This is a genomic window from Shewanella marinintestina, assembly GCF_023283845.1.
In the GTDB taxonomy this organism is placed as follows: domain Bacteria; phylum Pseudomonadota; class Gammaproteobacteria; order Enterobacterales; family Shewanellaceae; genus Shewanella; species Shewanella marinintestina.
In genome coordinates this window covers 156,763-180,148 of the sequence record NZ_JAKILC010000005.1, presented here as the reverse complement: position 1 = coordinate 180,148, position 23,386 = coordinate 156,763, and the positions used below count along the sequence as shown (strand labels likewise).

Genomic DNA, 23,386 nt, shown 5'->3' with positions numbered 1-23,386 from the left:
CTGTTCGAAATAGAAAATATATGACCTGAATACGTTGTAACTAATGAACAAAAATTAGAATAAAAACTCTAGCACCGATTCAGGGCTCACTTCGACGTTTTAAACTCTCCAACGCTTTTACTTACAAATTGCTCATCAATAGGTTAAAAATAACGCGGATTTAAGATTGATAATTTTGTTTAAAACGCTAATATATTTGCATCTGACACTGAAAATAATCAATACATTTACAGTGTTCCTTTCATTCACTAAATAGAGCATTACCTCGTTTAGTCGGCAATGTAAGCACCAACAGATCTAGCATTAACACCGTTAAACGCTTATTTGACCTTATCTGCAAATATAGTTGCTATAACCGCAAATATTCGTCTGTAACAATCACAAATTAAATCACCATTGCTACAAAAAGTCGCAGTATTTAGTCGTTGAGGTACCGTTGAACAATTCTCCCAATAGTCAAAGCAAGCAGAAATATCCTTTTGGTGCCAGCCTCGCCCTCCTGATCCCAATGCTGTCTGCAATTGTGGCTATCACTCCCCTTGCCATTGATATGTATCTACCCGCAATGGCAACCCTAGCTACGAGCTTCAATACCGATATTACTTTAGTGCAACAATCGCTAAGTTTATATTTAGGCGGTTACGCATTAGGTATGCTGTGCTTCGGTCCTCTAGCCGATAGATTTGGACGAAAAAGGTTAGTGCTAATCGGCCTTAGCGGTTTTATGTTCACAAGTTTAAGCTTAGCTTTTGTCACCACAATAGAGAGCTTCTTAGCAATCAGATTTATTCAGGCATTTATCGGCGCAGCAGCAACTGTTGTCGTACCAGGGTATATCAAGGAACTTTACGGTAAAAATACCGCAAAAGGTATGTCTTACGTTAGTCTGATTATGATGTTGGCACCTTTAATTGCCCCAAGTATCGGTAGTCTAATCCTAGAGCTAGGTGACTGGCATTTAATCTTCTTTATTTTGGCTTTCTATGCGTTTGTATTATTACTTTTGGTCAGCCTTAAACTTAAAATGCCGAGCGATAAAGACAATAGTAATCGCAGTACTCAAACATTTTTTGGTGCTTATGCCACAGTGTTTACCAAAAAAGGCGTGAAGCTAAACATTGCCAGTGGTGTGTTAACTTCTTTTGCTTTCTTTTGTTATCTAACCGCTTCACCATTTGTGTATATGGAAGTATTCGGTTTAGATAAATCACTTTTTGCCATACTATTTAGTACTAACGTCGGCGCATTAATGCTCGCAAACGTTGTTAATAGTCGGATTGTTGGTCGCTATGGCTCCAAACGCATGTTAAAGGTAGCAACCTTTTTTGGTGCCATTGCCGGTATTGCGCTGTTAACCGTTAATCTATTAAGCCTTAACTACATGTTTACGGTTGCCATGTTACTTCCACTAATGGCTTGTTTAGGAGTCATGTCGGTAAATGCTGACGCCATTGTATTAATGAAATTTCAAAAAGAAACCGGTACTGCAACTGCCGTTATCGGTACATTACGCTTTGGATTTGGTGCATTAGCAGGTCCGTTATTGGCGCTATTTTATACTGGTACAGCGGTACCATTTTCGGCACTAATGTTGTCGGCAGTAATACTCGTGGGTTTATGTCAATTCATGAGTCGGCATGAACCAGCGGCTGTGATTATCGAAGAGTAACATTACATGCTAAATTACCAATTAAGCAGTATTGCTCCTTAATCATGATAAGCTCATGAGCTTTGCATCAAGCAAAGCAAGCAATCTCTGCACTCATAATCGACAGCAACCAGCCACTAAGCATTAAGTCACTAATGCTTAGTGGTTTAATCCCCAATACCTAAGTCGGCCAAATTCACAGAGTTCTCCGAACCGTTGTCGCTGCTTTTATATACTATTCCCTATTCAATAATGAATATTCTTCAACCAGAACAGTTTTTGTCTAAAATCGCTTGAAATAACTTTTGGGTTTTATATGATGAAAATACATTCATATTGAATGTTTGCCGAGCAATATTTTGCAAACGATAATTTTTCCTAAGATTATTATGGCATTTCGTGAGCGAAGATTACCGTCTTAGCTTAATTATTAGAGCGATTACCGTCGCTGTATCAAGATACTGCATACGTCGCGGTAACTTATGAGGAAATACTATGGAGAAGCTATCAGGCGCCAGCATGGTCGTCCGTTCTCTTATTGATGAGGGTGTAAAACATATTTTTGGTTATCCAGGCGGCTCTGTGCTGGATATCTACGATGCCCTACATGAAAAGTCTAATATTGAACATATTCTAGTTCGCCATGAACAAGCTGCAGTCCATATGGCCGATGGGTATGCGCGTGCAACCGGCGAAGTCGGTGTTGTACTCGTTACGTCTGGACCTGGAGCCACTAATACCATCACAGGTATTGCAACGGCTTATATGGATTCAATACCACTAGTTGTTATCTCTGGGCAAGTCCCAAGTAACCTTATCGGTAATGATGCGTTTCAAGAGTGCGATATGATTGGTATTTCGCGACCTGTAGTGAAACATAGTTTCTTAGTCACCGATCCTAAAGATATTCCAGCAATCCTTAAAAAAGCATTTTATATCGCAGCTAGTGGCCGTCCCGGCCCTGTTGTTATCGATATCCCTAAAGATTGTATGAATCCTGCTATTTTGCATGACTATCAATATCCAGAAGATATCAGCATGCGTTCATATAACCCAACGACATCGGGCCATAAAGGCCAGATTCGTCGTGGCTTACAAGCTTTATTAAATGCTAAAAAGCCAGTTCTTTATGTTGGTGGCGGCGCAGTAATATCAGCTTGCGATGCACAGATTCTCGCTTTATCTGAAAAACTACATATTCCTGTGGTTAGCACGCTCATGGGTTTAGGCGCATTCCCCGGCACTCATAAAAACAGTGTTGGAATGCTAGGCATGCATGGCTGCTATGAAGCCAATATGACAATGCACAACAGTGATTTAATTTTCGGTATTGGGGTACGGTTTGATGATCGCACCACCAACAATGTCGAAAAATATTGCCCGAATGCCAAAATTCTACATATCGATATAGATCCTTCTTCGATCTCCAAAACTATTCGAGTAGACATTCCAATAGTAGGCTCTGCTGAAAAAATCTTAGATGATATGCTCAAGCAAATAGAAGCAAACGACTACGAAATTACGGATGCGGCTGCAAACGATCAATGGTGGAGCGATATCGCTACTTGGCGTGCCGTTGATAGTCTTAAATACTCAACCAATGATAAAAAAATCAAACCACAACAAGTCATTGAAGCAGTTCATAAGCTAACCAATGGTGATGCTTACGTTGCATCTGATGTGGGCCAACACCAAATGTTTGCCGCACTTTATTATCCGTTTAATAAGCCCCGCCGTTGGATAAACTCTGGCGGTCTCGGCACCATGGGCTTTGGTTTGCCTGCTGCCTTAGGTGTTAAACTGGCTATGCCCGAAGAGACTGTTATTTGCGTCACCGGCGATGGCTCTATTCAAATGAATATTCAGGAACTATCAACGGCTCTGCAATATGATATTCCTGTGATTATTATTAACTTAAACAATCATTTCTTAGGAATGGTTAAGCAATGGCAAGATATGATTTATGCAGGCCGTCATTCACAATCCTATATGGATTCTGTCCCCGACTTTGCAAAAATATCTGAAGCCTATGGCCATGTTGGAATGACAATCAGTAACCCAGCAGAATTAGAAGAAGGCCTTAAAAAAGCCATCAATATGAAAGATAAGCTGGTGTTTATGGATATTCACGTAGATGAAACTGAGCACGTTCACCCAATGCAGATCCGTGGTGGCGCAATGAATGAAATGTGGCTGAGCAAAACGGAGAAAAGCTAATGCGTCGGATTATATGTGTATTACTTGAAAACCAGCCCGGTGCACTATCACGAGTTGTTGGTCTATTTTCGCAACGCGGATATAACATTGAAACATTAACCGTTGCACCGACCGAAGATATGACTTTATCGCGTTTAACGGTAACAGTTAATGCTGACGAGTATGTGTTAGAACAAATAGAGAAACAACTGCATAAGCTCATTGATGTTCTTAAAGTCTCTAACATCACAGAGTCTGCGCATATCGAACGAGAGCTTGCGTTAATTAAGGTCAAAGCACACGGCGAAAATCGTGAAGAAGTTAAGCGCTTAGCCGATATTTTTCGCGGTCAAATTGTAGACGTAACTCAAAGCCTTTACACCGTGCAGCTCATAGGTACCACTGAAAAGCTTGATGCTTGTATTGCAGCTCTAGGGGATGTTACTAAAGTTGTGGAGATCTCACGTTCAGGTGTTGTGGGTCTTGCTCGCGGTGAAAAAGCAATGAAAGCTTAAACGGCTAAATCAGTAACTGAATCGATTATTGAAATTGTAAAAGGGAGCCATTGGCTCCCTTTTTTATTCTTCTCTATCAATCTGTGGGGTTGTTATCTAGGCATCACGCTTTGATTTACTCACCATCGATTAAGCGTGAACGACCAATTTCTATTTTTCTTGGTTTCATCGCTTCTGGGATCTCACGTTTAAGATCAATATTCAATAAGCCGTTTTCTAAATTGGCACCAATAACAGTTACGTAATCGGCTAGCTGGAAAGTACGCTCAAATCCACGCTCTGCTATCCCTTGATAAAGGTATTTACGGTCTTCTTTCTCTTCCGCTTTTGTGCCCTTAACTAATAACTTGTCACCTTCGCTTGTGATATCGAGCTCTTCCATAGAAAAGCCAGCAACAGCCATCGTAATGCGATAGCGATGTTCATTAATTAGTTCGATATTGTACGGTGGGTAACCAGAATTACCTTTATTAGACGCCGCATGCTCTGCAAGTTGTGCTAAACGGTCAAAACCAATTGCGCTGCGGTATAGTGGAGTAAGGTCATAATTTCTCATGGGTATATCCTTGTGTTAAGCAATATATTTAAAAGTAAGTTGGCCGACTGATATCGCACCATTATTGAAGCGTAATTACACTTCCTCTCTAAATCCTGCCCCGAAGGCACAGTATTTAGATATCTTGTAAGGTCCTCATTGAGCGACCTTATCATCTATATATGGATGAGCTTTAAGCTTTTCAAGGGAAAATTAAATTATTTGTTTATTCCGATAAAATTCAGCTGAGTTATACATTCGACTGCAGGGTAGGTAAAAACTAAAAATCCAGCACAGACTTAGCCTGTACTGGATTTTATAGAACATAGTTTTAGTTGTTAAATCACTTGATTAATACCGAACGATTTAACCTTACTTACTATGATTGTTAAACTAATTTAGCGAATTATTTAGCACAACTCTTAACTTCCGAACCACCACGGAAAAACTTAGGGTGGCCGCCATTAGCTGGCGCGTATTCAGCCACTTTAATGCTTGGGTTTTTCTCGAAGTATTCACGTAATACTGATGCATCACTACGTTGAGTATCGATGTAGTTAGCGTGAGCAGTCACTACAGGGTAATCATCGCCACCTTTTGCACTGAAGTTAATCAATGAGAAAGTGTAGTTATCGGTTAGGTTAAAGTCGCGTCCACCTAGAGATAAAATCTCTACGATATCTGCTGAAGTTGCGTCTGGGTCAATCTCAACAGCGTCACAAGTAACATTCATTTCCATTGGGTGTAACTGAGCCATACCACCACCGGTTTTAAGGGCAACGTTTGCAAGGTAATCTTGAACTTCAGCACCTGTCATGGTGACAAAAGCCACGTCATTTGCAAATGGCTGAACAGTTAACACGTCACGGTAAGAAATTGTACCTTCAGCAATTGAATCACGAATACCACCAGAGTTCATCACACCAAAATCAACAGTTGAGTCGAAGTTCGCAGTAACCCAATCAGCATATGCGCGAGTTAATAACTGACCTAGGTTAGTTTGCTCTGCACGAACAACATTACGATCTCCTTCAAGCTTACCGTCAGTGCTTGAGATATCCACATCAAGTAACTCTTGGCCAAGATCTTGATAATGTTGCAGCGCATCGATAACTAGTTGGTCTTGTTCAATCTCTTCAGTAATGAAAACAAGTTCTTCGTTTTCATTTTCTTCTTTAAGATTGATAGGGATTAACTTGTAACTTGCAAGCGACAATTCACCATTGATGTATTCAAAGTCAGCACGGCCTACATACTTGCCCCACTCATGTGCTTGCATGATGAAAGTACCGTTTTGCTCATCTGGCTTACATTCGTCACCAGGTTTGAAGTCAGCATAGCCATCACCTTCCATACAAACTGGATTTTGAGAGTGGCCACCAATAATGGCTTGGAGTTTACCGTCAAATGGAGTGCCAGCTAAAGAGCGAGCTAACTTAACGTCGCCAGGTGCTTCAGTGCCGTGTTCACCATTTGCGTAATGACCCATGTGCGTTAGAGCAAAGACCATATCAACTGTTTCATTAGCTTCGATTTCTGCCATAACAGTTTGAAGTTCAGCTTTAGGATCAGTGAAATGCAAGCTTGCAACGTTATCAGGACTAACAACTTTTGGGGTATCAACAGTAGTAAAACCTATGATAGCGACTTTTAGGCCGTTAATTTCAAACACTCGGTACGGTTCAAAGTAACGTTCCTGAGTTGGATTTCCTTCGCTATCTTTTTTATAGATGTTTGCAGCAAGCATTGGGAATTTTGCGATGTTTGCTTGCATATCAAGTACAGATAATGGGTTATCAAATTCATGGTTGCCCACAGCCATAGCATCATAGCCCAACAATCCCATACCGATAAAGTCAGGCACAGCATCTTGCATATCTGATTCAGGTACACCAGTGTTGATATCACCACCAGATAGCAAAATAGTATCACCACCTGCACGCTCAACCTCATCACGGATACTGTCGATTGCAGTTTTACGTGCAGCCATACCGTATTCGCCATCTTTATTTTGCCAGAAACGACCGTGGTTATCGTTAGTATGGATTACGGTGAAAAAGGTACAATCAGCGCCAGCTGCCACACAAGCATCTGAAACGTGCTTAAAATCGTCCTTATTATCGCCACCACATGCCGTTAATGCACTAACAACTGCTGTAGCCACTAATCCTTTCAGTAAAGTCTTTTTCATTACAATCAACCCCTTGATTATTTTTTATAATTCGTTTTATTAATTGTTTAGCAAAAAGCATCATTTCCTTTTGCTGGACGACATCTTAGCAAAGCTTAGGCAGAAATTGTGTCACATTTATTACACATCGTGATCTAAACGACTCTTTTATATACAATTTATGCCATTCGGTGTCTTTATAAACAAACAATGATTAATAATGCTTATTTTTAAATCACTATATAAGCAAGTTGGGTTCAAAGGGGAATAATTAAAGTTGCGGAAAAACAATAAGCTGGCTAACAGTGGTTTTTACGGGAGATTGTTTCAATAACAGAACGAGGCGACAAGATTTATATCGCCCTTAAAATACAAAAATATGACCAAATTAATTTATTTAACGTGATCAAGCACTGTTTGTAACCAAGTTGAAATATCGCGAAGCTGTTCAGGAACAACTGAATGACCCATCTTATATTCTTGCCACTGACAATTAAAACCTACAGTGCTAAGTAATTGGTGGGCAACTTGGCCAGCATTTAGCGGAACGACCTCATCATCAACACCGTGGTGCTGTAAAATAGGCGTGGTTTGATTTACATCAGTAATCGCATCAGGCAAAGAGTCGCCGCTTGGTAAATAACAAGACAAAGCCATAATTCCAGCTAATTTTTTTTGTAACCTCAATGCCGTAAACAAACTCATGACCCCACCTTGGCTAAACCCTGCTAAGACGATGTTTTCACTTGGTATACCGCTAGAAATCTGCTCTGCTATCAACCTAAGAATTTGTTGCTCGCTTTGTTTTACGCCAGCCATATCAGCCCGATCGTGTAGATCCATGCTTTTAATGTCATACCACGCTCGCATTACGTAGCCGCCGTTAATTGTAACCGGTTGCTCTTGAGCATGAGGGAAAACAAAACGAATTGCATGATCGGCCTGTAATCCTAATGCAGGTACAACTGGCGCAAAGCCAGCACCAGAATCTCCCAATCCGTGCAACCAAATTACACAGGCTTTAGCAGGTACTTTAGGTTCAATAGTTATACGTTCAAGCATAGAGTCAGACATGTATTTCTCTTGTTATTTAGATATTTTTTGATAGAACGATCATACCAGTCGTTTGCTGGTTATCCCACTGGCCAGTGTAAGTAAATCTCGATAGTCTGTGTTCATCCTGTTATAAAAAATAGAATGAAATCCGCTGTTACTGTTTCCGTGATTGAACCACATATACTAACTAATGACGGGAGTTTGCAGGCTCAAAGCAAAGTACATTCGCTAGCCATATTGAGTGAGCGACTAGCGATCCAATAAATCAGGCAGATTATCTTTATCAAGTATATTGGATTGCAGATGCAAATTATAACGGTAGGGCTTCCGTTCCAGTACTTTGGGATAAACATACGGCGACAATTGTTAGCAACGAGCATTCAGAAATTATTCGTATGCTAAATAATGAGTTTAACTCTGTAACGACAAGTAAACACGACTTTTATCCTCCCCATTTGCAGCAGCAAATTGATGAGTTAAATGAGTTTATATACTCCAATATCAATAATGGCGTTTATCGGGCGGGATTTGCAACTACATAAGCCGCGTATCATGATGCGTATGATAGTCTTTTTGATGTGTTAGATAAGTTTGAAAGCTGCGCAATATTTAACAAGCAATAAGCTTACCAAGGCAGATCTAAGATTATTTACCACATTGATTCGATTTGATGCTGTGTCCGTTGAGCGTTTTAAAACAGATAAAAACGCATTATCAATTACCCAAACCTTTATCGTTACATAAAGGCATCTATCAACTACCAGGTGTGGCAGCTACGGTTAATTTTGAACATATTAAGCAGCACAATTACTTTAGCCATGACACGATTAAGCCCACACGCATCGTTCCTAAAGGGACAAATCTTAAGGATTCTATTAGTTAGACTCCCTAAGTGATGTATTTTTATCTCTATTATTGTACAAGTGAACCTCCTAGCTATAGATATTCGAAATGCATCCATTTAGACAGGAGATCGTTTATAACGCACATAAATATTCTACACTTACTGAGTGCAACCACCGTTTAAGGCAGAATTTAACTTGCTAAAATTGTCCCCGAACAACTTTATCAAAATCATCTTTCCGCTTACGCTCTACCCAATACCTAGCTCTTGTTTGATCTCTTGCAGTTGTTCGCTTGTATCTAGTTTTATATTCCAGCGAACGGCGCCTGCATCTGCCACTAACATCAACGCATCATCATGACACTTCACATCATCAACCATGGCATATAACTGGCATCCATTATCAAGGCGCACCTGAACTTCAAAAGGTGTAAGAATAATTTTGCCTGCAGAAAACGCGATAATCATGCTTTATAGACTCTTAATTAACACAAAATCAGCTAAAAATTAAAAAGCCCAACATCGTTGGGCTTAATCAACAGTATATAAATACTGAATAAAACTTAGTGGTGGTGACCACCTTTACCGTGTGCGTGGCCGTGAGCAATCTCTTCACTGGTAGCGTCGCGGACATCGATAACGTCTAAATCAAAAGTTAACTCTCTGCCAGCTAACGGATGGTTTACATCAACCGTTGCCATAAATTTACCCACTTTAAGGATGGTTACTTGGCGTTGACCTTGATCGGTATTAATTAACGCACGCATGCCAGGCTTCCACACACTTGCACCTTGCAGATGTTTTACAGAAACACGCTGTTCAGCATCTTCATTTCGTTCACCGTAAGTTTCACTTGCAGGTAAAGTTACTGAAAACTTAGCGCCGACATCTTTACCCGTTAAAGCATCTTCAACCCCTGGCATCATGTTGTCATGGCCATGTAAGTAAGCAATTGGGTCTAACCCTTCGTTAGTTTCTAAAACTTCGCCCTGCTCATCACGCAATGTGTAGTTGAACTGCACAACTGAATCGTCTTTAATACTCATGGTATTCCTTAACTCTAATTTAGTGGCAGCAGCTTACCAAAACCGACAGCTGCGCTCTACTGTTATTGCATTACCCAAACGTAAATGAGCAGGCGATAAACTCTAAAGTAATAAACTATAGGGCTTATAGCCACATAGAGTGTGTTTAGTTAGTATTTAGCGCCGGGGACAATAGACAAGTTTTCTATCAGCTTTAGTACCTGATGATTTGCTAATGCAAGCTGACAAACACCCGAACCTATTTGATGTTTAGCCGAACAATCCACACTCCATTGGCGCAACAGATAACCGGCCAATGCAGCTCGGCAAGTTAACACAAGCTGCTTATCTTGCATTTGATAATCTAATTCAATAGCTTCTGGATGCTTTAGCGATGGGTGTGGCACCAGAATAAGCTGAACATCTTGATGCCAAAACCTATCACTATCACAGCACTCCGATGCTTCTACAACTGTTGGACTTAGCGAGATAGACTTAATTCGAGTCGCAACAAAATCGCTAAAAATACTATTAGCGCGATCAAATGCTCGCACATGCCAACGCTGACCATTATTAATCAAAGCGTGAGGAATTACTTGGCGTAACTTCTCACCAGATGATACCGATACATATGTTATCTCAACCGCTTTTTTATCTTGGATAGCGCGCATTAACGCTGCAATAACCGCTGTGTCAGGGTGTATAAGTTGCAAAGCATCTATACAAACCTCACTGGGTTGTACAGGATGAGATAACCCATCACCAAAGCCTTTTGCTAGGCCGTGTAGAATTGATTCAGGTTGATGAGTAAATAATGGTTTAAATGAATTAAGACGATGATAGCTCTTAGTTTGATGGACTAATTGCATATTGTCTGGTGCAAGCGTTTTATATAGCTGAAAATCACGGGTAGCGGCTGCAAGACCTGTTGCAAACTTAGTGATCATATCTTGTCTTGATACTTGACCAAAATATTGCAAACTAAAATCAATAAACGCTAAACGTTGTCGCTGAGCGTGTGTTAAATCATCCATGTAAACCCCATAAACTTAATTCATTAACCCGATGCGGTTTCTAATTTAAGTGACCAATAAAAAAGATGCAATCTTTATGATTGCATCTTCTATGTCTTACCTAGTAGCCCAAATTTCAAGTGTCACTTAAATTTTGTTGACTAACCTACAGCGACAACCTTTGTATAAAAGCTTTGCATATAAGGTGAGTTATTTAACATTCAAAGCCTTAAATGTAGACTCATCAGGGTATCCGTCTGCAACTAAACCTTGTGATTTTTGGTACGCTTGCAAACCTTTAACAGACTTAGAGCCCAAAATACCATCTGGTTTACCGACATCATAACCACGATCATTCAATTGGATTTGTAACTCTTTAACTCTAGCGCGACTAAGGTTTGGCATTTTAGGTGGAGCCACTTTTAATGCCACCGCACCATTAATTCTGTCTGCAAGATGACCTACAGCTATGGCATAAAATGTAGAGCGATTCCAGCGCATAATTACATCAAAATTGTCATAACCTAGAAAAGCAGGGCCGGTATGGCCAGATGGTAAGTAAAGCGCTGCTTGCATATCTGGCGTACTCAACGGCAAACCACTAGTTTGCTTGATCCCAAGCTCAGCCCAACGTGTTAATGGTTGTGCTTCGGCCTTACCAAGATGCGTGTACGAAAAGTCAGCGGGTAGTGTCACTTCCCTACCCCATCGTTCATTGCGTTTCCATCCTAAGTTTTGCAAAAAGTGAGCAGCTGACGTCAATGCGTCTGTGGTGCTATTCCATAAATCAGCTTTTCCGTCGCCATCACCATCTACAGCATACTCGGCGTAAGCTGACGGCATAAACTGGGTATGCCCCATAGCACCAGCCCAAGAGCCAACCATATCTGTTTCGGCAAAATTGTAACGCTCTTTTAGCTTAAGAGCTTGCATCAACTCTTGGGTAAAATAGCGACTACGACGGGGATCACAAGCTAAAGTAGCCAAAGAGTCCAATACAGGCATTTTACCTTTATAAGAGCCAAAGTTAGTTTCAAGCCCCCAAAACGCAAGCAGATATTGCGGTGGCACGCCGTATTCTTTTGCAAGCTTATCTAGCAGAACTTTATGCTCTTTATAAAGCTTACGTCCCTGTTCAACTCGCCAGTCAGTAACGCGTTTGGTAAAATAATTTTCAAAAGACTGACTAAACTCTGGTTGTTTATTATCGAGCTCTATCACTCTTGGCACAAATTTAACATTGGCAAGAGTGGTATCAATCGTTTGTTGTGATAAACCTTCAGACTTTGCCGTTTTTTGTAGGTCTGCGATACATGTGGCCCAATTAGGCTGTTCGTTCGCGAGTGTTGCTGAACTCGTTAGAAGAAGCGCTGTAGCCAGGGGGATTGATTTAAACAATAGAAGACTCCCAAAAATGATGACTGTAACGTATAAAGTGACGCGGTTTAATTAACTCTACCTTAAAATTAGTTAACTTCCTTGGTTGAATAAATCACCAACGCCGGCGATGAGGCATGAATGCTAAAGCCTTTGTAAAATATCATACTATGATAGCTGCATAATATAGACTAAATTAACTTAATTATTACCGCTAAATGATGATTGTGTTTCAATTGGCTAATTAGCGACCTAAACCTATAATCCTTACTAACGATAGTGCTTTTGTCTCGGTAGATAAATACGCTAAATGACTTGCTAAAATGCTAAGCCAAATGCAGACTATTAGCCATTGAGTAAAGCCTCATTTATACCTAACCAAACAAGAGATTAATCATGACTGAAATGACTCCTGCATTAGAAAGCTTCATCAACAACGTAAAATTATCTCAAGTTGTTTGGGGCCTACAAGATGAAAGCGGCGAAGGCTGGGTAGTTTGTGATTCTTCTGAATATGAAGCCACGGACGTGATGCCTTTATGGTCTGAAGAAGCGCAAGCAAAAAGCCACTGCACTGACGAATGGGAAGGTTACACAGCGGTTGCAATTACCTTAGAAGAATTCCTAGAGTTCTGGGTTAGCGATCTAAATGACGATGGCGTGTTGATTGGTGTTGACTGGATTGCCGACCATGACTGTCAAGAAGTTGATCCTATCGTACTAGCAACTTCACTTGTAGACGTTGAAAAAGAGTAACCAATCTCATTCTTCTGTGATGAAGTAACAACCTTTACACCAAAGCGCACAATCTAACCCATTGTGCGTTTTCTTGTTTACGCTCCTCGTGTTTTTGCTTGGTAGTAAACCATGCCCAGTGCATCACAGGGCTAAAAAAGGAAACCATTTGTGCTAGATCTCGCACCATTAATCGATATCCCCTTTGATCGTAGACATTGTTGCTGGTTCTGTGGTGAGCCGAGTAACCAACAATTGAGCTATTTGAAAGAAACTTATACGCCTCACTCATCGTTAACTGTTCCCTGCTGTAAAGAGTGCTTTAAACTCGCTAAACAACATAAGCTCACATCAATTTGGGATTGTAAAATGGCAGTAAAGGACGAGTTGATGCGCATTTATGAAAAGCACTTAGCTATTGGGGTAAATTGGACCAAGCAAGAACTTGAAGAATCTGAGTTTGAAGACAAAGTTTTTGGCGGATTTAAAAAAAGTGCGTGGATGATGTACGAAATTGCGCGAGACCGAGTCAATTACAGCGGTTGGCCATTAAGCCTCAATGGAGTCCTGATTGACGACTATGGCTATGATGCATCCTTTAGCTTTGATGGTGTGAGTTATAGTTCGGTGAGCAAAGCCATTCAGTTCTATGCAAAACAATTCGTTTTAGATAAGCGTTTCTTAGAAGATGTCATCGCGATTGTAGGTAAAGATAGGTTCGGTTTTGCTGTACGTATTGCCCAGATTAATATTGCTGCCGTACCAGAACTTAAGAAACAGGTGTTAAATGATCTAAGAGAAGAGCACGCGAACTAATCAAACGTGCTATCACTGATAATCTCAGAATATCTAAACCGATAACGCTTGCTTAAGCCTCTCTTGTACAACTTCTACGAGTAAGTCTGGTTGGAATTTCGATATAAATCGATTACAGCCGACTTTCTCGACCATAGCATTATTGAAACTACCACTTAACGACGTATTTAAGGTAATAAACAAATCCGCCATACGTTTATCACTGCGCACTTCATGGGTTAGCTTATAACCATCCATTTCAGGCATCTCAGCATCCGTGATTAACATTAAAATATGATCAGTTATCACTTTACCTTCATTACACCACTGCTGTAGTTGCTTCAGCGCCATCAAACCATCAGATACCTCAATCACTTCTAAACCTAATTGTTCAAGTGTTTCACGTACCTGTCTTCTTGCTGTTGCCGAGTCATCAGCGATTAACACCTTTCGACCATACATATGTGGTAATAACTGCTCATCTAAAACACCATCAGACAAACGAATATCATAATGAATGATCTCCGCCAGTACTTTCTCAACGTCAATAATAGACACTAGTTCTTGTTTGTCTTGATATTCAATACGAGTAATTGCTGTTAAATAGTTATCACGACCTACAGTCTTAGGTGGTGGCAGGATATCACCCCACGTTAGATTAACAATATGCTCGACTTTATCGACCAAAAAGCCCTGCACCGAGCGATTATATTCAGTCACAATAAGGTTACTTTCTGGGTGTATTACCGAAGCTCTAAAACCGATGGCTTTTCGTAGATCAATTACGGGTATCGATAAACCGCGAAGATTTGCCACGCCAATAATACTGCTATGACTGCCTGGCATAGTACTTAAAGGCGGAACCTTTACAACCTCTTTAACTTTAAAAACATTAATCGCAAAAAGCTGAGTTGCACTAATTCGAAACAACAATAACTCAAGCCGATTCTCACCAACTAACTTGGTCCTTTGATCGACACTTGCCAACATCTGAGTCATTAGCGCTCCTTAAAATTCTTTATATTTCCCTAAGACTATAACGATTTAACAATTTAATCATGTACCTATGCCACAAATTTAGTTTGAAGCCATCATTAAATGCCATGTTGTTGACAAACCAACTCATCAGTAAAAGGCATAAATAAACTGATCGCGTCGGTCTTGTTCAGCGTATCCATCACCAGTCCACTACCGAATGAAGTATTATGAAACTACCGCTTTTTCCACTGCAAATATGTATTCTGCCCGATGGCTTTATCAAGCTGAGGATCTTTGAGGCGAGATACCAAAGACTAGTGAAAGAGTCATTACAAAATGACTCAGGCTTTGGTGCTTGTATGTTAGCAGAAGACGGAAAAACACTGCTGCCCATGGGGACGCGATGTAAAATAGTTGACTTTGAAACCTTAGAAGACGGTTTATTAGGGGTAACAATCGTCGGAATAGAAAAGTTCGAATTAGGCACTTATATTATTGAAGAGGATGGCTTAAAAAGAGGTAACGTTACTTTAGTCCCTTGTTGGAAGTCTCAGCCTATCTCTGCAGCGCAACAGAAATTCACCACAATTTTGAAAGACCTATTAGCCGAATATCCAGAGCATCTAAGCCAATATACATTAGATGACTTTAACAACTTAACTTGGGTTTGCCAGCGATGGATCGAGATCTTACCTCTTACTCCAGCAGAGAAACAACACTGCATAGCAGCCAAAGACCATCAACTCGCGCTAACCATGTTGAGCAATGTTTTAAAGTAACGCCGTCAACAATACTTTATCGCAGCCTATCAACTGCATTCAGAACTCGCTATTTTAGTTGAACAAAACAAAATCACAATAAAAGTGATCCAAGGGTTTAAAAGCTACGTATCGATGTAACACGTTTCGGCACAGAACGGCTCCGCCTTCCATAACAAAAGTGGGAATAATGCAAAATATTCAATCACAATGTCGCCAAAGTGGTTATGATAAAGCTTACAACAGGCAAAATAAGCACTCTATGGATGACAATAAACCAGACACCTTGCTAACCGAGCTGACTGCGCATTTAGTTAATGTGGCTAATAACCGCGACAAGTCCGCATATGCTGAGCTTTTCAGCTATTTTGCGCCCAAAATTTTAAACTTTGGTAATCAAAAATTGGCTAGCCAAGGTTCGGCAATGGATCTAGTGCAGGAAACCATGACCACAGTTTGGACCAAAGCTCATTTGTTTGACGCAGACAAAGGTGCGATTACAACATGGGTGTTTACCATTATGCGTAATCGCTGTTTTGATATGCTACGCAAGGTCCAGCATAACAAAGAAGACACCTTTGGTGACGATATTTGGCCTGTATTCGAAACTCCCGAAGCAACTGAACACGAAGACCATATACTTACAGCCAAATTACTCAAGCATGTTGATGCCTTGCCACCGCTACAAAGGCAAGTAGTGAAAGGCATCTATTTACAAGAGTTAAGCCAGCAGGAACTTTCCAGCAAATTAAGCGTCCCGTTAGGTACTATAAAGTCGCGACTCAGATTAGGCCTCGTCAAACTGAGAAGTATTTTGGAGAAACACTATGATTAAATACCATCCAAAAGACGAAATGCTTTTGCAACACGTTAACGGACAACTTCATCTTGGTTTAGCTACTGCGGTTTCTGCTCATTGTGAACTTTGCCCGATCTGTAATGAAAAAGTAGCTAAAATGACTGAAAAGCTCGCTCAGAAGAATTTACAACCTGAAGTCTCGGTGGCTGTTGACACGTTTGCTAATATTGACTTCAGCGATATGCTTAATCAAATCACCCAGTTAGAAGTTGCACCCTTTAATCCACCAACTCCACGCGCCGTTGTTGAAGTAAAAGGTAATCAATACAGCTTACCAAAGGCATTTACTCAGCAAGTAGATCAATCCTGGAGTGGCTTCGGTAAAATCAGTCGTATGCGTTTGGATGCTGATGATGACAATGCTCGTTCTAGTTTGTTGCATATCGATGCTAATGGCGAGATCCCTGAACATACTCACACTGGACGAGAGATCACCCTACTATTAGATGGTAATTTTGAAGATGAATTTAGCCAGTATGTTCCTGGGGATTTCATTGAGCTCGATGCTGCACATCAACATTCACCAAAAACCCTAAATGGCTGTCTATGCTATACAGTAGTTGATGCGCCTCTGCACTTTACCAAAGGGATTAGTAAAATTCTAAACCCGATTGGTGAGTTGATATATTAAACTGCCAGCTACATTTGGCCTCACAAATCAAGCTCTGTTAAAAAAGGTCGCATTCGCGACCTTTTTATTTGTATATTCTTCCCTTTGCAATGCAAACTAACTTTGGGCTGCCGCTACCGGCACCACTGGTACAATGCGTGAGCCATGTTTACTCACTACATTCATAATTCCAAAGTGCAGCTCTTCAGATACCAATTGAAATTCTGCAAAGTCAGTTGTGCCAATATAAGCAAATACATTTAACTGCAAGCCATATAAGCCAAACCCTTTAAACGTTACCCGCAAAGGGCTTTCTTCTACTTTTTCATGTTGTTCTAATAAAGCTCGAATATCATCAATAATAAGATGTATTTGTTCAGCGCTCGTTTGATAATCCAAGCGAATATCCGTTTTCAGACGGATTTTTTCACGCTCTGAGATATTCTCAATATCCATTTCAGATAAGCGCGCGTTAGGCACATTAATGACACTGCGATCAATCGTTCTGATCCGAGTGCAACGCAAACCAATCTCTTCAACCGTACCAGTAATACTGCCAAACCTACCAACATTGCCTACTTTAATGGGGGCTGATGAATATAGAGTGATAGTCCCTATAAAGTTTTCAATAGACTGTTTCGATGCTAAAGCTACGGCTATACCGCCAATTCCAAGTCCTGCTAAAATAGTGGAGGCATCAAATCCTAAATGCTCTAACCAAATCAATACAGCAAGCGCAACTAAAATCACTCGGGTGAAATTTGCAAGAGGCCGTAACAATGATGCACTTTGGCTATTACCTTTGCTAATCCAACGCAAACGCAAACTATTTTGAATGACATCTGTCAGTGACCAAATGAACCACACCACTGCGATTAACAGCAATACCCCCGTATTAACTACCGCTATCACATTAGCAGATAAGGTGGTATGCGCCATCCATGCTCTTACTAGCAATAATGCGACAAGAAAACGAAAAGGCCCGACAGCCAGATGTGCTACATCGGCTTTATATTGATACTCGCTGCGTAATATCAGTTTTTTCGCAATCCAGGTAATAGGAATAACCACCAGCATTGCTAAAATAAAATAGCAACCAAGTAGAGCCCATTCCCATAGGTTTAATTTAAATAAGTGTCCTGCAGGCACATGCTTTACAAACCACTCAACGACCGGTCCATAACCCAGCTCGCTATATAATAAAGGGACTTTAGCAACGGTAGCATTTGACACCTTCCAGATAGAACCTAATTGTTTATTAGGCACCTTTTGTAACAACAGGGTAATGTGGTTACCTTTTACTTCAACCCGACCAAATGCATCACGGTAATTTGGCAGCTGATCGCCACTAGTTCCCTCAGGAGTATCATTAACCTCTTGTAAATTAACCCATATATTACGTTCAATGATAGCAATAAGCTGTTTTGCATATTCAGGACCAAGATCAGCATCCATATCGTCAGGCAGATAACGTAAGTCTAAATATTTTGCGGCTTTGTCATAGTTTTGCTCAAACGCAGCTTCAAACAAGCCTGCTAACGCACCTCTAGGCGTATCTCTAAAGAGACTATCTTGATAATCATAAGATACCTCTTTAACAGCCAGTGTTTGCGGTTCAGTCTGCTGTGTTTCTTTTGTAGCTGACAACACACTAGAACTTGATGCAGGTAAAGAAAGCAGCAAAGCGCTGAATAGAATAAGTAGCGAGATAATTCGTAACATGAATACTCCATTAACAGGACTATAGCTTGCGCTGATCGCAAGTATTGTTCATTCTAGCAATCTTTAACCTGATGTTAACACTTGATTAAAATAAAAAATTCACGTTGATTCCAAATAATCTCTTGACAATCTTTCCCTGCCGCATATAATTCGCTCAGTTTTTAAGATAGACCCTTTTAGATAGAAGTCACCGCCTTTTTGTAAAATCCACGATTCGTCGTTTGATCCCCACATAAGCGTTATCTCACAGGTTAAATCATCTTTTTTGGCAGTCATGTTACTGTCACAAGCATATGCTTTACTATTAAGCAGTTTGTATTGATATTTGTATTAATTTTGCGACAAAGCAGACATTTTTATACACATATTTAGATATAAGTCACTTGTATAAGTAGCCAAAGATGAGTAGTCTCAAATAGAACTTAAAATTCATCTTTCGCAAAAATGCTAAGGATATCTTATTGTTATAAAGCACAGCCTTATAAAGGGCAGCTTAAAATAGAAGGAGTGTGACCATATGTCATACCTAGTAAATGGACACGAAATTACCGTTAACTTCCCAGTAGACTCAATTTCAGTCAACAAAACATCAATAGCCTTTACCGACAGTCAAGGCAAAAACAAACAAACCTTTTCGAAGCGTATTGAAGCGCTTAACTTTATGAAATGGTTACTTTCTAGCAACAAGTAAGCTAATTATTTATATACGCAATATCTGACTCTTCGATACACCTCCTCTCACCCGTATCGAATGTTTGTCTTCATAGGCAAACGAATAGGACTGAAACATCTACTCAGCTATTTAGTCGCATTCATTTGGTTTAGGCCGTACCCTTAGTCGGTATCCAGCCTAACCAAATGGAATCAATATCAGTTTTAATATTCCTTTTACCAACATAAATTCCTGAACTGTCGTTAAAGCGCTCTATCATATTTTCGCTGATACCTAGGCAGCATAGTCGCGTTACCTAATAACCCACCTTGATGAATATAAAGCATTGGTTGCTTTAACCCACTATCCAGTAGCTTTTCAACACACATCCAACCTAATGGATCATAGAGTAACTCAAACTCAATCCCAGTCATCAAAAGCTTGTAATACATATCGTAAAAAGGACGATACAACTTACCAAAGTGATACTTTTTGTCGAGTTCAACAATATGCGGATGCATACTAGCATCGCTTACAAGCAGGTTAAACTGTTGCTTCAAATACTGACGGTCACCAACGCAAGCGCAGGTAAAAACTTGGATACCCGGTGCATGCTGTACAAAATATTCATTCAAAAACACCGCCGTTGTACCGGTACCTGATGGCAAAAAAACTGACAACTGAAGCAAATTATGCGCTTGAGACCAAGTTATGATCTCTTGTGCTAAATGATGTACGCCATATCGCGCGTACTCACAGCGACCACCTTCTGGTACAAACAAACAATCGTCTCGCTCCGGTAGTACTTTTTGCTCAATATACTCAATAACACTGCGTTCTTGCCTGTCGGCCATTTTCGAAATATCAATGATATTTGCGCCATTGACTACCGCCGCAGCATAGTTACCAACAGTAGAATTAATAACTTGTTCTGCTATATGGTCGACATAAAACTCAAGTTGTACACCTTTTAATTTTGCTAACGCAGACATAGAGTACAGTGAATTAGCCACGGGAGAGCCATGGCCAATCAAAACGGATTTACCTGGGAACTCATTTTCAAGAAAATAAGCAAATTTACGGGCTTTATTACCCGAAAAAGTCTCACTTAATAAATCATCACGTTTAACGAAAATATGCCTACCGTTAAACTCAATACTCTCAACAGGGGAATTTACAAACACAAGCTGCTCACTTAGCGCTGGATCAATGATCGCTTAAATAACTATTATTAGCGCTATTGTAATCACATCGAAGCGATATCGAAATCTCAAAGATGTGAGTCAACCGCCATAAGCACATATTTTATCACCGATTGACTTAAGCTTAGCCTGGCTCTCTGTGGCTCGAATAAATTAACTATGATTAAAGGATAATGAGTAATATCGCTAATAATTAGTAAAAAGTGCTAACTCATTTTTGACAGCACTCTATGAACCCCTTGAGTATCACGCGGTTCTACTTGGCACAAAAATCGCAAGCACTAATAGCAGTTGCCGTAGTGGCAAGAAGAGAAAAAGGAGCCTTAAATGGCTGTATTACGTTTAGTGTTTAATATTGCTTGGTTTATTTTGGGTGGCTTTGTTATGGGCTTAGCTTGGTGGTTAGCAGGTCTGCTGTGCTTTATTAGCATAATAGGCATTCCTTTTGGCCGTGCTTGTTTCGTTATTGGTGAAATGGCATTTTGGCCTTTTGGTCAAGATTCAATGAACCGCCGAGCATTAACTGGTAACAATGATTTAGGTACAGGTGCATTTGGCATGGTAGGTAATATCATCTGGTTCTTATTGTTTGGTATTTGGCTTGCAATTGGTCATATTGCGCATGCCCTAGCATGTGCGGTTACGATTATCGGGATCCCCTTTGCTTTACAGCATTTAAAACTTGCTATCTTAAGTTTAACCCCGATAGGCCAGACTGTAGTCGCAAAAGCCTAATCTTTACTTAAGCGATTAGCACTTAGAAAATCCACCTTTATGTTAGTGCTAATCGTATTTGTTGTTTTTATTAACCTAGGCATCGTTGGTAATGAGTATCAGATAAATTAGTTAATTCAAGTATTACCACTCATCAAAATCAACTATTTATCCATGTTATCTGCGACTATCTTTTGTACATCAATTTTTGCTAAGCCCTGATTAAAACGTTCACGCCATTTGCGACCTGCCTCATTATTCTTAAAAGCGACAAAAAGCTCTTTGTAAGTTAAACGTTTCTTATTTAATTGAAGTTTACCTTTTAAGTGTTTCATATTTGGCTGAGCCAAAATATAAGCTAGCACATGTTCATCAATAATCGCGGCATCAATACGTCCGGTACCCACTTTATTAATATTATGAAGATCCGAAGCAACAGCTTCAAAAGGCTGTGTTCCCTGTGTCACCATGGCATCAAATTCTGATGTATTGATATAATCTTGCACTACGCCAATCGTGTAATGATTTAAATCACTCTGCTGCGTCCAGCTAATAGGGTGAGATTTTTGCTCTACGAGGCCTAAAGCACTGCGGCCCATTGAGTCAGAGAACAGGAACTTTTCTGTTGGATAGGCATATTCAGGTAAGTAACCAAGGTATTTTGAGTCATTTCTTGAGGCCATCCTCACAGCTCGGCTCCAAGGATAAAAATCGACAACCAACGTGTGCCCAACGGCTTCAAGAGCCGCGCGAGCAACGGCGATATATGCGCCTTGATTTTTTAACTGTCCTCCAGAATAAGGAGGCCAATGCAGCGAGGTTAAATAAAGTGTTTCAGCATTTATTACTGATGAAAAACTCAGTACACAAAAGGCACATAAAAACTTAAGTCCCTTGATTAACAACTGTCTTCTATAAACACCATATCTATAGCAAACAATAGCTTGGGCTAACACGTGCTTAATGCCTGCAGTAGAAAATATCTCTTTATTAAATTCATACCAGTCAATCTATATTTAATGTACCTACAGAAGATTTTAGTCAACCTCGCTAATAACGCCAAAATCGCGGGCGTTTACGAAAAATCGCATAAGTAGCTTTCAGCATATGTTAACTAAAATTGGATCGCAGTAATGCAAAGCAAAAGTTTTATCAATAGATGTTAAATTGATAAGTTGATTGGTCGCTTCAATGCGTAAATTGAGGTGAAATGATGAGTCATTATCGCCGATATCAGCAAGCCCCTTTCTTCTTGTTAGTCCTTGTTACAATTAAGTCAAACTTACCGACCGACTTTGATTTACACTGGTAAGTAACTCTGAATAAGCTAATTTCTAACATGAAATTTCTATCAACCAATTAAACATGTAAGTTAATTAAATAACATTTGGTTTAAATAGAACAAGTTAGAAATTTGCCTCTCGAACAGGCTTTTGCACAGGGTTCAAACCCTTGCTTATCTAGGGTAATGAAATAGATAAAGGAGATAATATGCGGAAACTACTAATAACAATAATTGGGGGTAGCCTAACAATACTAGGCGCCGCATTAATTATTCTTCCAGGCCCGGCTTGGTTGCTACTGCCCATTGGCCTTGCAGTGTTAAGTTTAGAGTACACTTGGGCCCGTCATTGGCTAAAGAAAAGTCAAGCTCATATGAATAAAACCGCTCGCTGGCTTGACCGAAAAATACTTATGCGCAAACTAAATAAAAAGTAGTTGTCTTTAAAGTTTATCTTATATCGAGTCTATGAATCGCCTTTACAGAGTTATCCTCAATAAAGTGCAAAGTTCAACACCCAGCCTAACAAACTTAACTGCCACCCTACCTATCATTAGGTAGTAAGTCTGCGATATAGCTCTCATTTAATTAATCCAAATCCACGATAGTCCTAATCGAAACAAAGCGTTATCTTATATTCCTAAACCTCTCTATTATTGCTGCATTGATTTAACCCTATAAAATATAATGTTTAGTTGAG

Annotated in this window: 22 protein-coding genes; 11 read left to right on the top strand and 11 right to left on the bottom strand. The window is 40.0% G+C overall.

Features of this window, described 5'->3' with window-relative positions; translation table 11 throughout:
• The first annotated feature begins 436 nt into the window (after nt 1-436).
• The 3 genes from L2747_RS07520 (at nt 437) to ilvN (ending at nt 4,359) form a co-directional block, all read left to right on the top strand.
• On the top strand, nt 437-1,669 hold the full coding sequence (locus tag L2747_RS07520; protein ID WP_248998457.1) for a multidrug effflux MFS transporter: 1,233 nt from the start codon (nt 437-439) through the stop codon (nt 1,667-1,669).
• Between the two features lie 474 nt (nt 1,670-2,143).
• Nucleotides 2,144-3,865, top strand: coding sequence for an acetolactate synthase 3 large subunit (locus L2747_RS07515; RefSeq protein WP_248998456.1), 1,722 nt, complete (start codon nt 2,144-2,146; stop codon nt 3,863-3,865).
• Entirely contained in the window at nt 3,865-4,359 is a 495-nt protein-coding gene (gene ilvN, locus L2747_RS07510; protein WP_248998455.1) for an acetolactate synthase small subunit, read from the top strand. Before L2747_RS07515 ends, ilvN begins: the two co-directional genes overlap by 1 nt.
• A gap of 115 nt (nt 4,360-4,474) precedes the next feature.
• Here ilvN and L2747_RS07505 read toward each other — a convergent pair whose 3' ends face one another.
• From L2747_RS07505 to L2747_RS07475, 7 genes are all read right to left on the bottom strand, one after another.
• A complete protein-coding gene (locus L2747_RS07505; RefSeq protein ID WP_248998454.1) occupies nt 4,475-4,915 on the bottom strand; it encodes an Hsp20 family protein in 441 nt (146 codons plus the stop codon).
• 385 nt (nt 4,916-5,300) lie between these two features.
• Complete coding sequence (ushA, locus tag L2747_RS07500; protein WP_248998453.1) at nt 5,301-7,085, bottom strand: bifunctional UDP-sugar hydrolase/5'-nucleotidase UshA; 1,785 nt, start codon at nt 7,083-7,085, stop codon at nt 5,301-5,303.
• A 372-nt stretch (nt 7,086-7,457) separates the two neighbouring features.
• Nucleotides 7,458-8,138: an alpha/beta hydrolase gene (locus tag L2747_RS07495; RefSeq protein ID WP_248998452.1), complete on the bottom strand. Its 681-nt coding sequence runs from the start codon at nt 8,136-8,138 to the stop codon at nt 7,458-7,460.
• A 1,075-nt stretch (nt 8,139-9,213) separates the two neighbouring features.
• Nucleotides 9,214-9,432, bottom strand: coding sequence for a DUF3389 family protein (locus tag L2747_RS07490; RefSeq protein WP_248998451.1), 219 nt, complete (start codon nt 9,430-9,432; stop codon nt 9,214-9,216).
• 95 nt (nt 9,433-9,527) lie between these two features.
• Nucleotides 9,528-10,010 carry an FKBP-type peptidyl-prolyl cis-trans isomerase gene (locus L2747_RS07485; RefSeq protein ID WP_248998450.1) on the bottom strand — a complete coding sequence of 161 codons (483 nt, stop codon included), beginning with the start codon at nt 10,008-10,010 and terminating at the stop codon, nt 9,528-9,530.
• Between the two features lie 149 nt (nt 10,011-10,159).
• The gene (locus L2747_RS07480; RefSeq protein WP_248998449.1) at nt 10,160-11,023 is read right to left on the bottom strand and encodes a helix-turn-helix transcriptional regulator; all 864 of its coding nucleotides are present in this window, start codon (nt 11,021-11,023) and stop codon (nt 10,160-10,162) included.
• Nucleotides 11,024-11,212: 189 nt separating this feature from the next.
• Nucleotides 11,213-12,400, bottom strand: a complete 1,188-nt coding sequence (locus tag L2747_RS07475; RefSeq protein WP_248998448.1) for a lytic murein transglycosylase — start codon at nt 12,398-12,400, stop codon at nt 11,213-11,215.
• Nucleotides 12,401-12,775: 375 nt separating this feature from the next.
• Between L2747_RS07475 and L2747_RS07470 the strand changes: the two genes are divergently transcribed.
• Complete coding sequence (locus L2747_RS07470) at nt 12,776-13,135, top strand: DUF2750 domain-containing protein (protein WP_248998447.1); 360 nt, start codon at nt 12,776-12,778, stop codon at nt 13,133-13,135.
• A gap of 150 nt (nt 13,136-13,285) precedes the next feature.
• Nucleotides 13,286-13,930, top strand: coding sequence for a hypothetical protein (locus tag L2747_RS07465; RefSeq protein ID WP_248998446.1), 645 nt, complete (start codon nt 13,286-13,288; stop codon nt 13,928-13,930).
• Nucleotides 13,931-13,963: 33 nt separating this feature from the next.
• Here L2747_RS07465 and L2747_RS07460 read toward each other — a convergent pair whose 3' ends face one another.
• The gene (locus L2747_RS07460; RefSeq protein WP_248998445.1) at nt 13,964-14,908 is read right to left on the bottom strand and encodes a chemotaxis protein CheV; all 945 of its coding nucleotides are present in this window, start codon (nt 14,906-14,908) and stop codon (nt 13,964-13,966) included.
• Nucleotides 14,909-15,114: 206 nt separating this feature from the next.
• Between L2747_RS07460 and L2747_RS07455 the strand changes: the two genes are divergently transcribed.
• The 3 genes from L2747_RS07455 (at nt 15,115) to L2747_RS07445 (ending at nt 17,135) form a co-directional block, all read left to right on the top strand.
• The gene (locus L2747_RS07455; protein WP_248998444.1) at nt 15,115-15,666 is read left to right on the top strand and encodes an LON peptidase substrate-binding domain-containing protein; all 552 of its coding nucleotides are present in this window, start codon (nt 15,115-15,117) and stop codon (nt 15,664-15,666) included.
• Between the two features lie 169 nt (nt 15,667-15,835).
• The gene (locus tag L2747_RS07450) at nt 15,836-16,480 is read left to right on the top strand and encodes a sigma-70 family RNA polymerase sigma factor (protein WP_248998443.1); all 645 of its coding nucleotides are present in this window, start codon (nt 15,836-15,838) and stop codon (nt 16,478-16,480) included.
• Nucleotides 16,473-17,135, top strand: a complete 663-nt coding sequence (locus L2747_RS07445) for a ChrR family anti-sigma-E factor (protein WP_248998442.1) — start codon at nt 16,473-16,475, stop codon at nt 17,133-17,135. The genes L2747_RS07450 and L2747_RS07445 overlap by 8 nt, the downstream gene beginning before the upstream one ends.
• Nucleotides 17,136-17,231: 96 nt before the next feature.
• Here the strand turns inward: L2747_RS07445 and L2747_RS07440 are convergent, their stop codons facing one another.
• The gene (locus L2747_RS07440; RefSeq protein WP_248998441.1) at nt 17,232-18,836 is read right to left on the bottom strand and encodes a mechanosensitive ion channel family protein; all 1,605 of its coding nucleotides are present in this window, start codon (nt 18,834-18,836) and stop codon (nt 17,232-17,234) included.
• Between the two features lie 517 nt (nt 18,837-19,353).
• On the opposite strand from L2747_RS07440, the gene L2747_RS07435 reads away from it, so the two are divergent.
• Nucleotides 19,354-19,527: a hypothetical protein gene (locus tag L2747_RS07435; RefSeq protein ID WP_220781468.1), complete on the top strand. Its 174-nt coding sequence runs from the start codon at nt 19,354-19,356 to the stop codon at nt 19,525-19,527.
• Nucleotides 19,528-19,751: 224 nt separating this feature from the next.
• On the opposite strand, the gene L2747_RS07430 is transcribed toward L2747_RS07435, so the two are convergent.
• Nucleotides 19,752-20,672: a pyridoxal-phosphate dependent enzyme gene (locus L2747_RS07430; protein WP_248998440.1), complete on the bottom strand. Its 921-nt coding sequence runs from the start codon at nt 20,670-20,672 to the stop codon at nt 19,752-19,754.
• Between the two features lie 345 nt (nt 20,673-21,017).
• On the opposite strand from L2747_RS07430, the gene L2747_RS07425 reads away from it, so the two are divergent.
• The gene (locus L2747_RS07425) at nt 21,018-21,425 is read left to right on the top strand and encodes a YccF domain-containing protein (RefSeq protein WP_248998439.1); all 408 of its coding nucleotides are present in this window, start codon (nt 21,018-21,020) and stop codon (nt 21,423-21,425) included.
• Between the two features lie 143 nt (nt 21,426-21,568).
• On the opposite strand, the gene L2747_RS07420 is transcribed toward L2747_RS07425, so the two are convergent.
• Nucleotides 21,569-22,309 carry a substrate-binding periplasmic protein gene (locus L2747_RS07420; protein WP_371985761.1) on the bottom strand — a complete coding sequence of 247 codons (741 nt, stop codon included), beginning with the start codon at nt 22,307-22,309 and terminating at the stop codon, nt 21,569-21,571.
• A 586-nt stretch (nt 22,310-22,895) separates the two neighbouring features.
• Between L2747_RS07420 and L2747_RS07415 the strand changes: the two genes are divergently transcribed.
• On the top strand, nt 22,896-23,123 hold the full coding sequence (locus tag L2747_RS07415) for a PGPGW domain-containing protein (RefSeq protein ID WP_248998438.1): 228 nt from the start codon (nt 22,896-22,898) through the stop codon (nt 23,121-23,123).
• Nucleotides 23,124-23,386 lie beyond the last annotated feature (263 nt).

Bases quoted from the DNA above. Each gene is read 5' to 3' on its own strand.
- L2747_RS07515 (WP_248998456.1), top strand. From the start codon at position 2,144: ATGGAGAAGCTATCAGGCGCCAGCATGGTCGTCCGTTCTCTTATTGAT.
- ilvN (WP_248998455.1), top strand. From the start codon at position 3,865: ATGCGTCGGATTATATGTGTATTACTTGAAAACCAGCCCGGTGCACTA.
- L2747_RS07505 (WP_248998454.1), bottom strand. From the start codon at position 4,915: ATGAGAAATTATGACCTTACTCCACTATACCGCAGCGCAATTGGTTTT.
- ushA (WP_248998453.1), bottom strand. From the start codon at position 7,085: ATGAAAAAGACTTTACTGAAAGGATTAGTGGCTACAGCAGTTGTTAGT.
- L2747_RS07495 (WP_248998452.1), bottom strand. From the start codon at position 8,138: ATGTCTGACTCTATGCTTGAACGTATAACTATTGAACCTAAAGTACCT.
- L2747_RS07490 (WP_248998451.1), bottom strand. From the start codon at position 9,432: ATGATTATCGCGTTTTCTGCAGGCAAAATTATTCTTACACCTTTTGAA.
- L2747_RS07485 (WP_248998450.1), bottom strand. From the start codon at position 10,010: ATGAGTATTAAAGACGATTCAGTTGTGCAGTTCAACTACACATTGCGT.
- L2747_RS07480 (WP_248998449.1), bottom strand. From the start codon at position 11,023: ATGGATGATTTAACACACGCTCAGCGACAACGTTTAGCGTTTATTGAT.
- L2747_RS07470 (WP_248998447.1), top strand. From the start codon at position 12,776: ATGACTGAAATGACTCCTGCATTAGAAAGCTTCATCAACAACGTAAAA.
- L2747_RS07460 (WP_248998445.1), bottom strand. From the start codon at position 14,908: ATGACTCAGATGTTGGCAAGTGTCGATCAAAGGACCAAGTTAGTTGGT.
- L2747_RS07455 (WP_248998444.1), top strand. From the start codon at position 15,115: ATGAAACTACCGCTTTTTCCACTGCAAATATGTATTCTGCCCGATGGC.
- L2747_RS07450 (WP_248998443.1), top strand. From the start codon at position 15,836: ATGCAAAATATTCAATCACAATGTCGCCAAAGTGGTTATGATAAAGCT.
- L2747_RS07445 (WP_248998442.1), top strand. From the start codon at position 16,473: ATGATTAAATACCATCCAAAAGACGAAATGCTTTTGCAACACGTTAAC.
- L2747_RS07440 (WP_248998441.1), bottom strand. From the start codon at position 18,836: ATGTTACGAATTATCTCGCTACTTATTCTATTCAGCGCTTTGCTGCTT.
- L2747_RS07435 (WP_220781468.1), top strand. From the start codon at position 19,354: ATGTCATACCTAGTAAATGGACACGAAATTACCGTTAACTTCCCAGTA.
- L2747_RS07425 (WP_248998439.1), top strand. From the start codon at position 21,018: ATGGCTGTATTACGTTTAGTGTTTAATATTGCTTGGTTTATTTTGGGT.
- L2747_RS07415 (WP_248998438.1), top strand. From the start codon at position 22,896: ATGCGGAAACTACTAATAACAATAATTGGGGGTAGCCTAACAATACTA.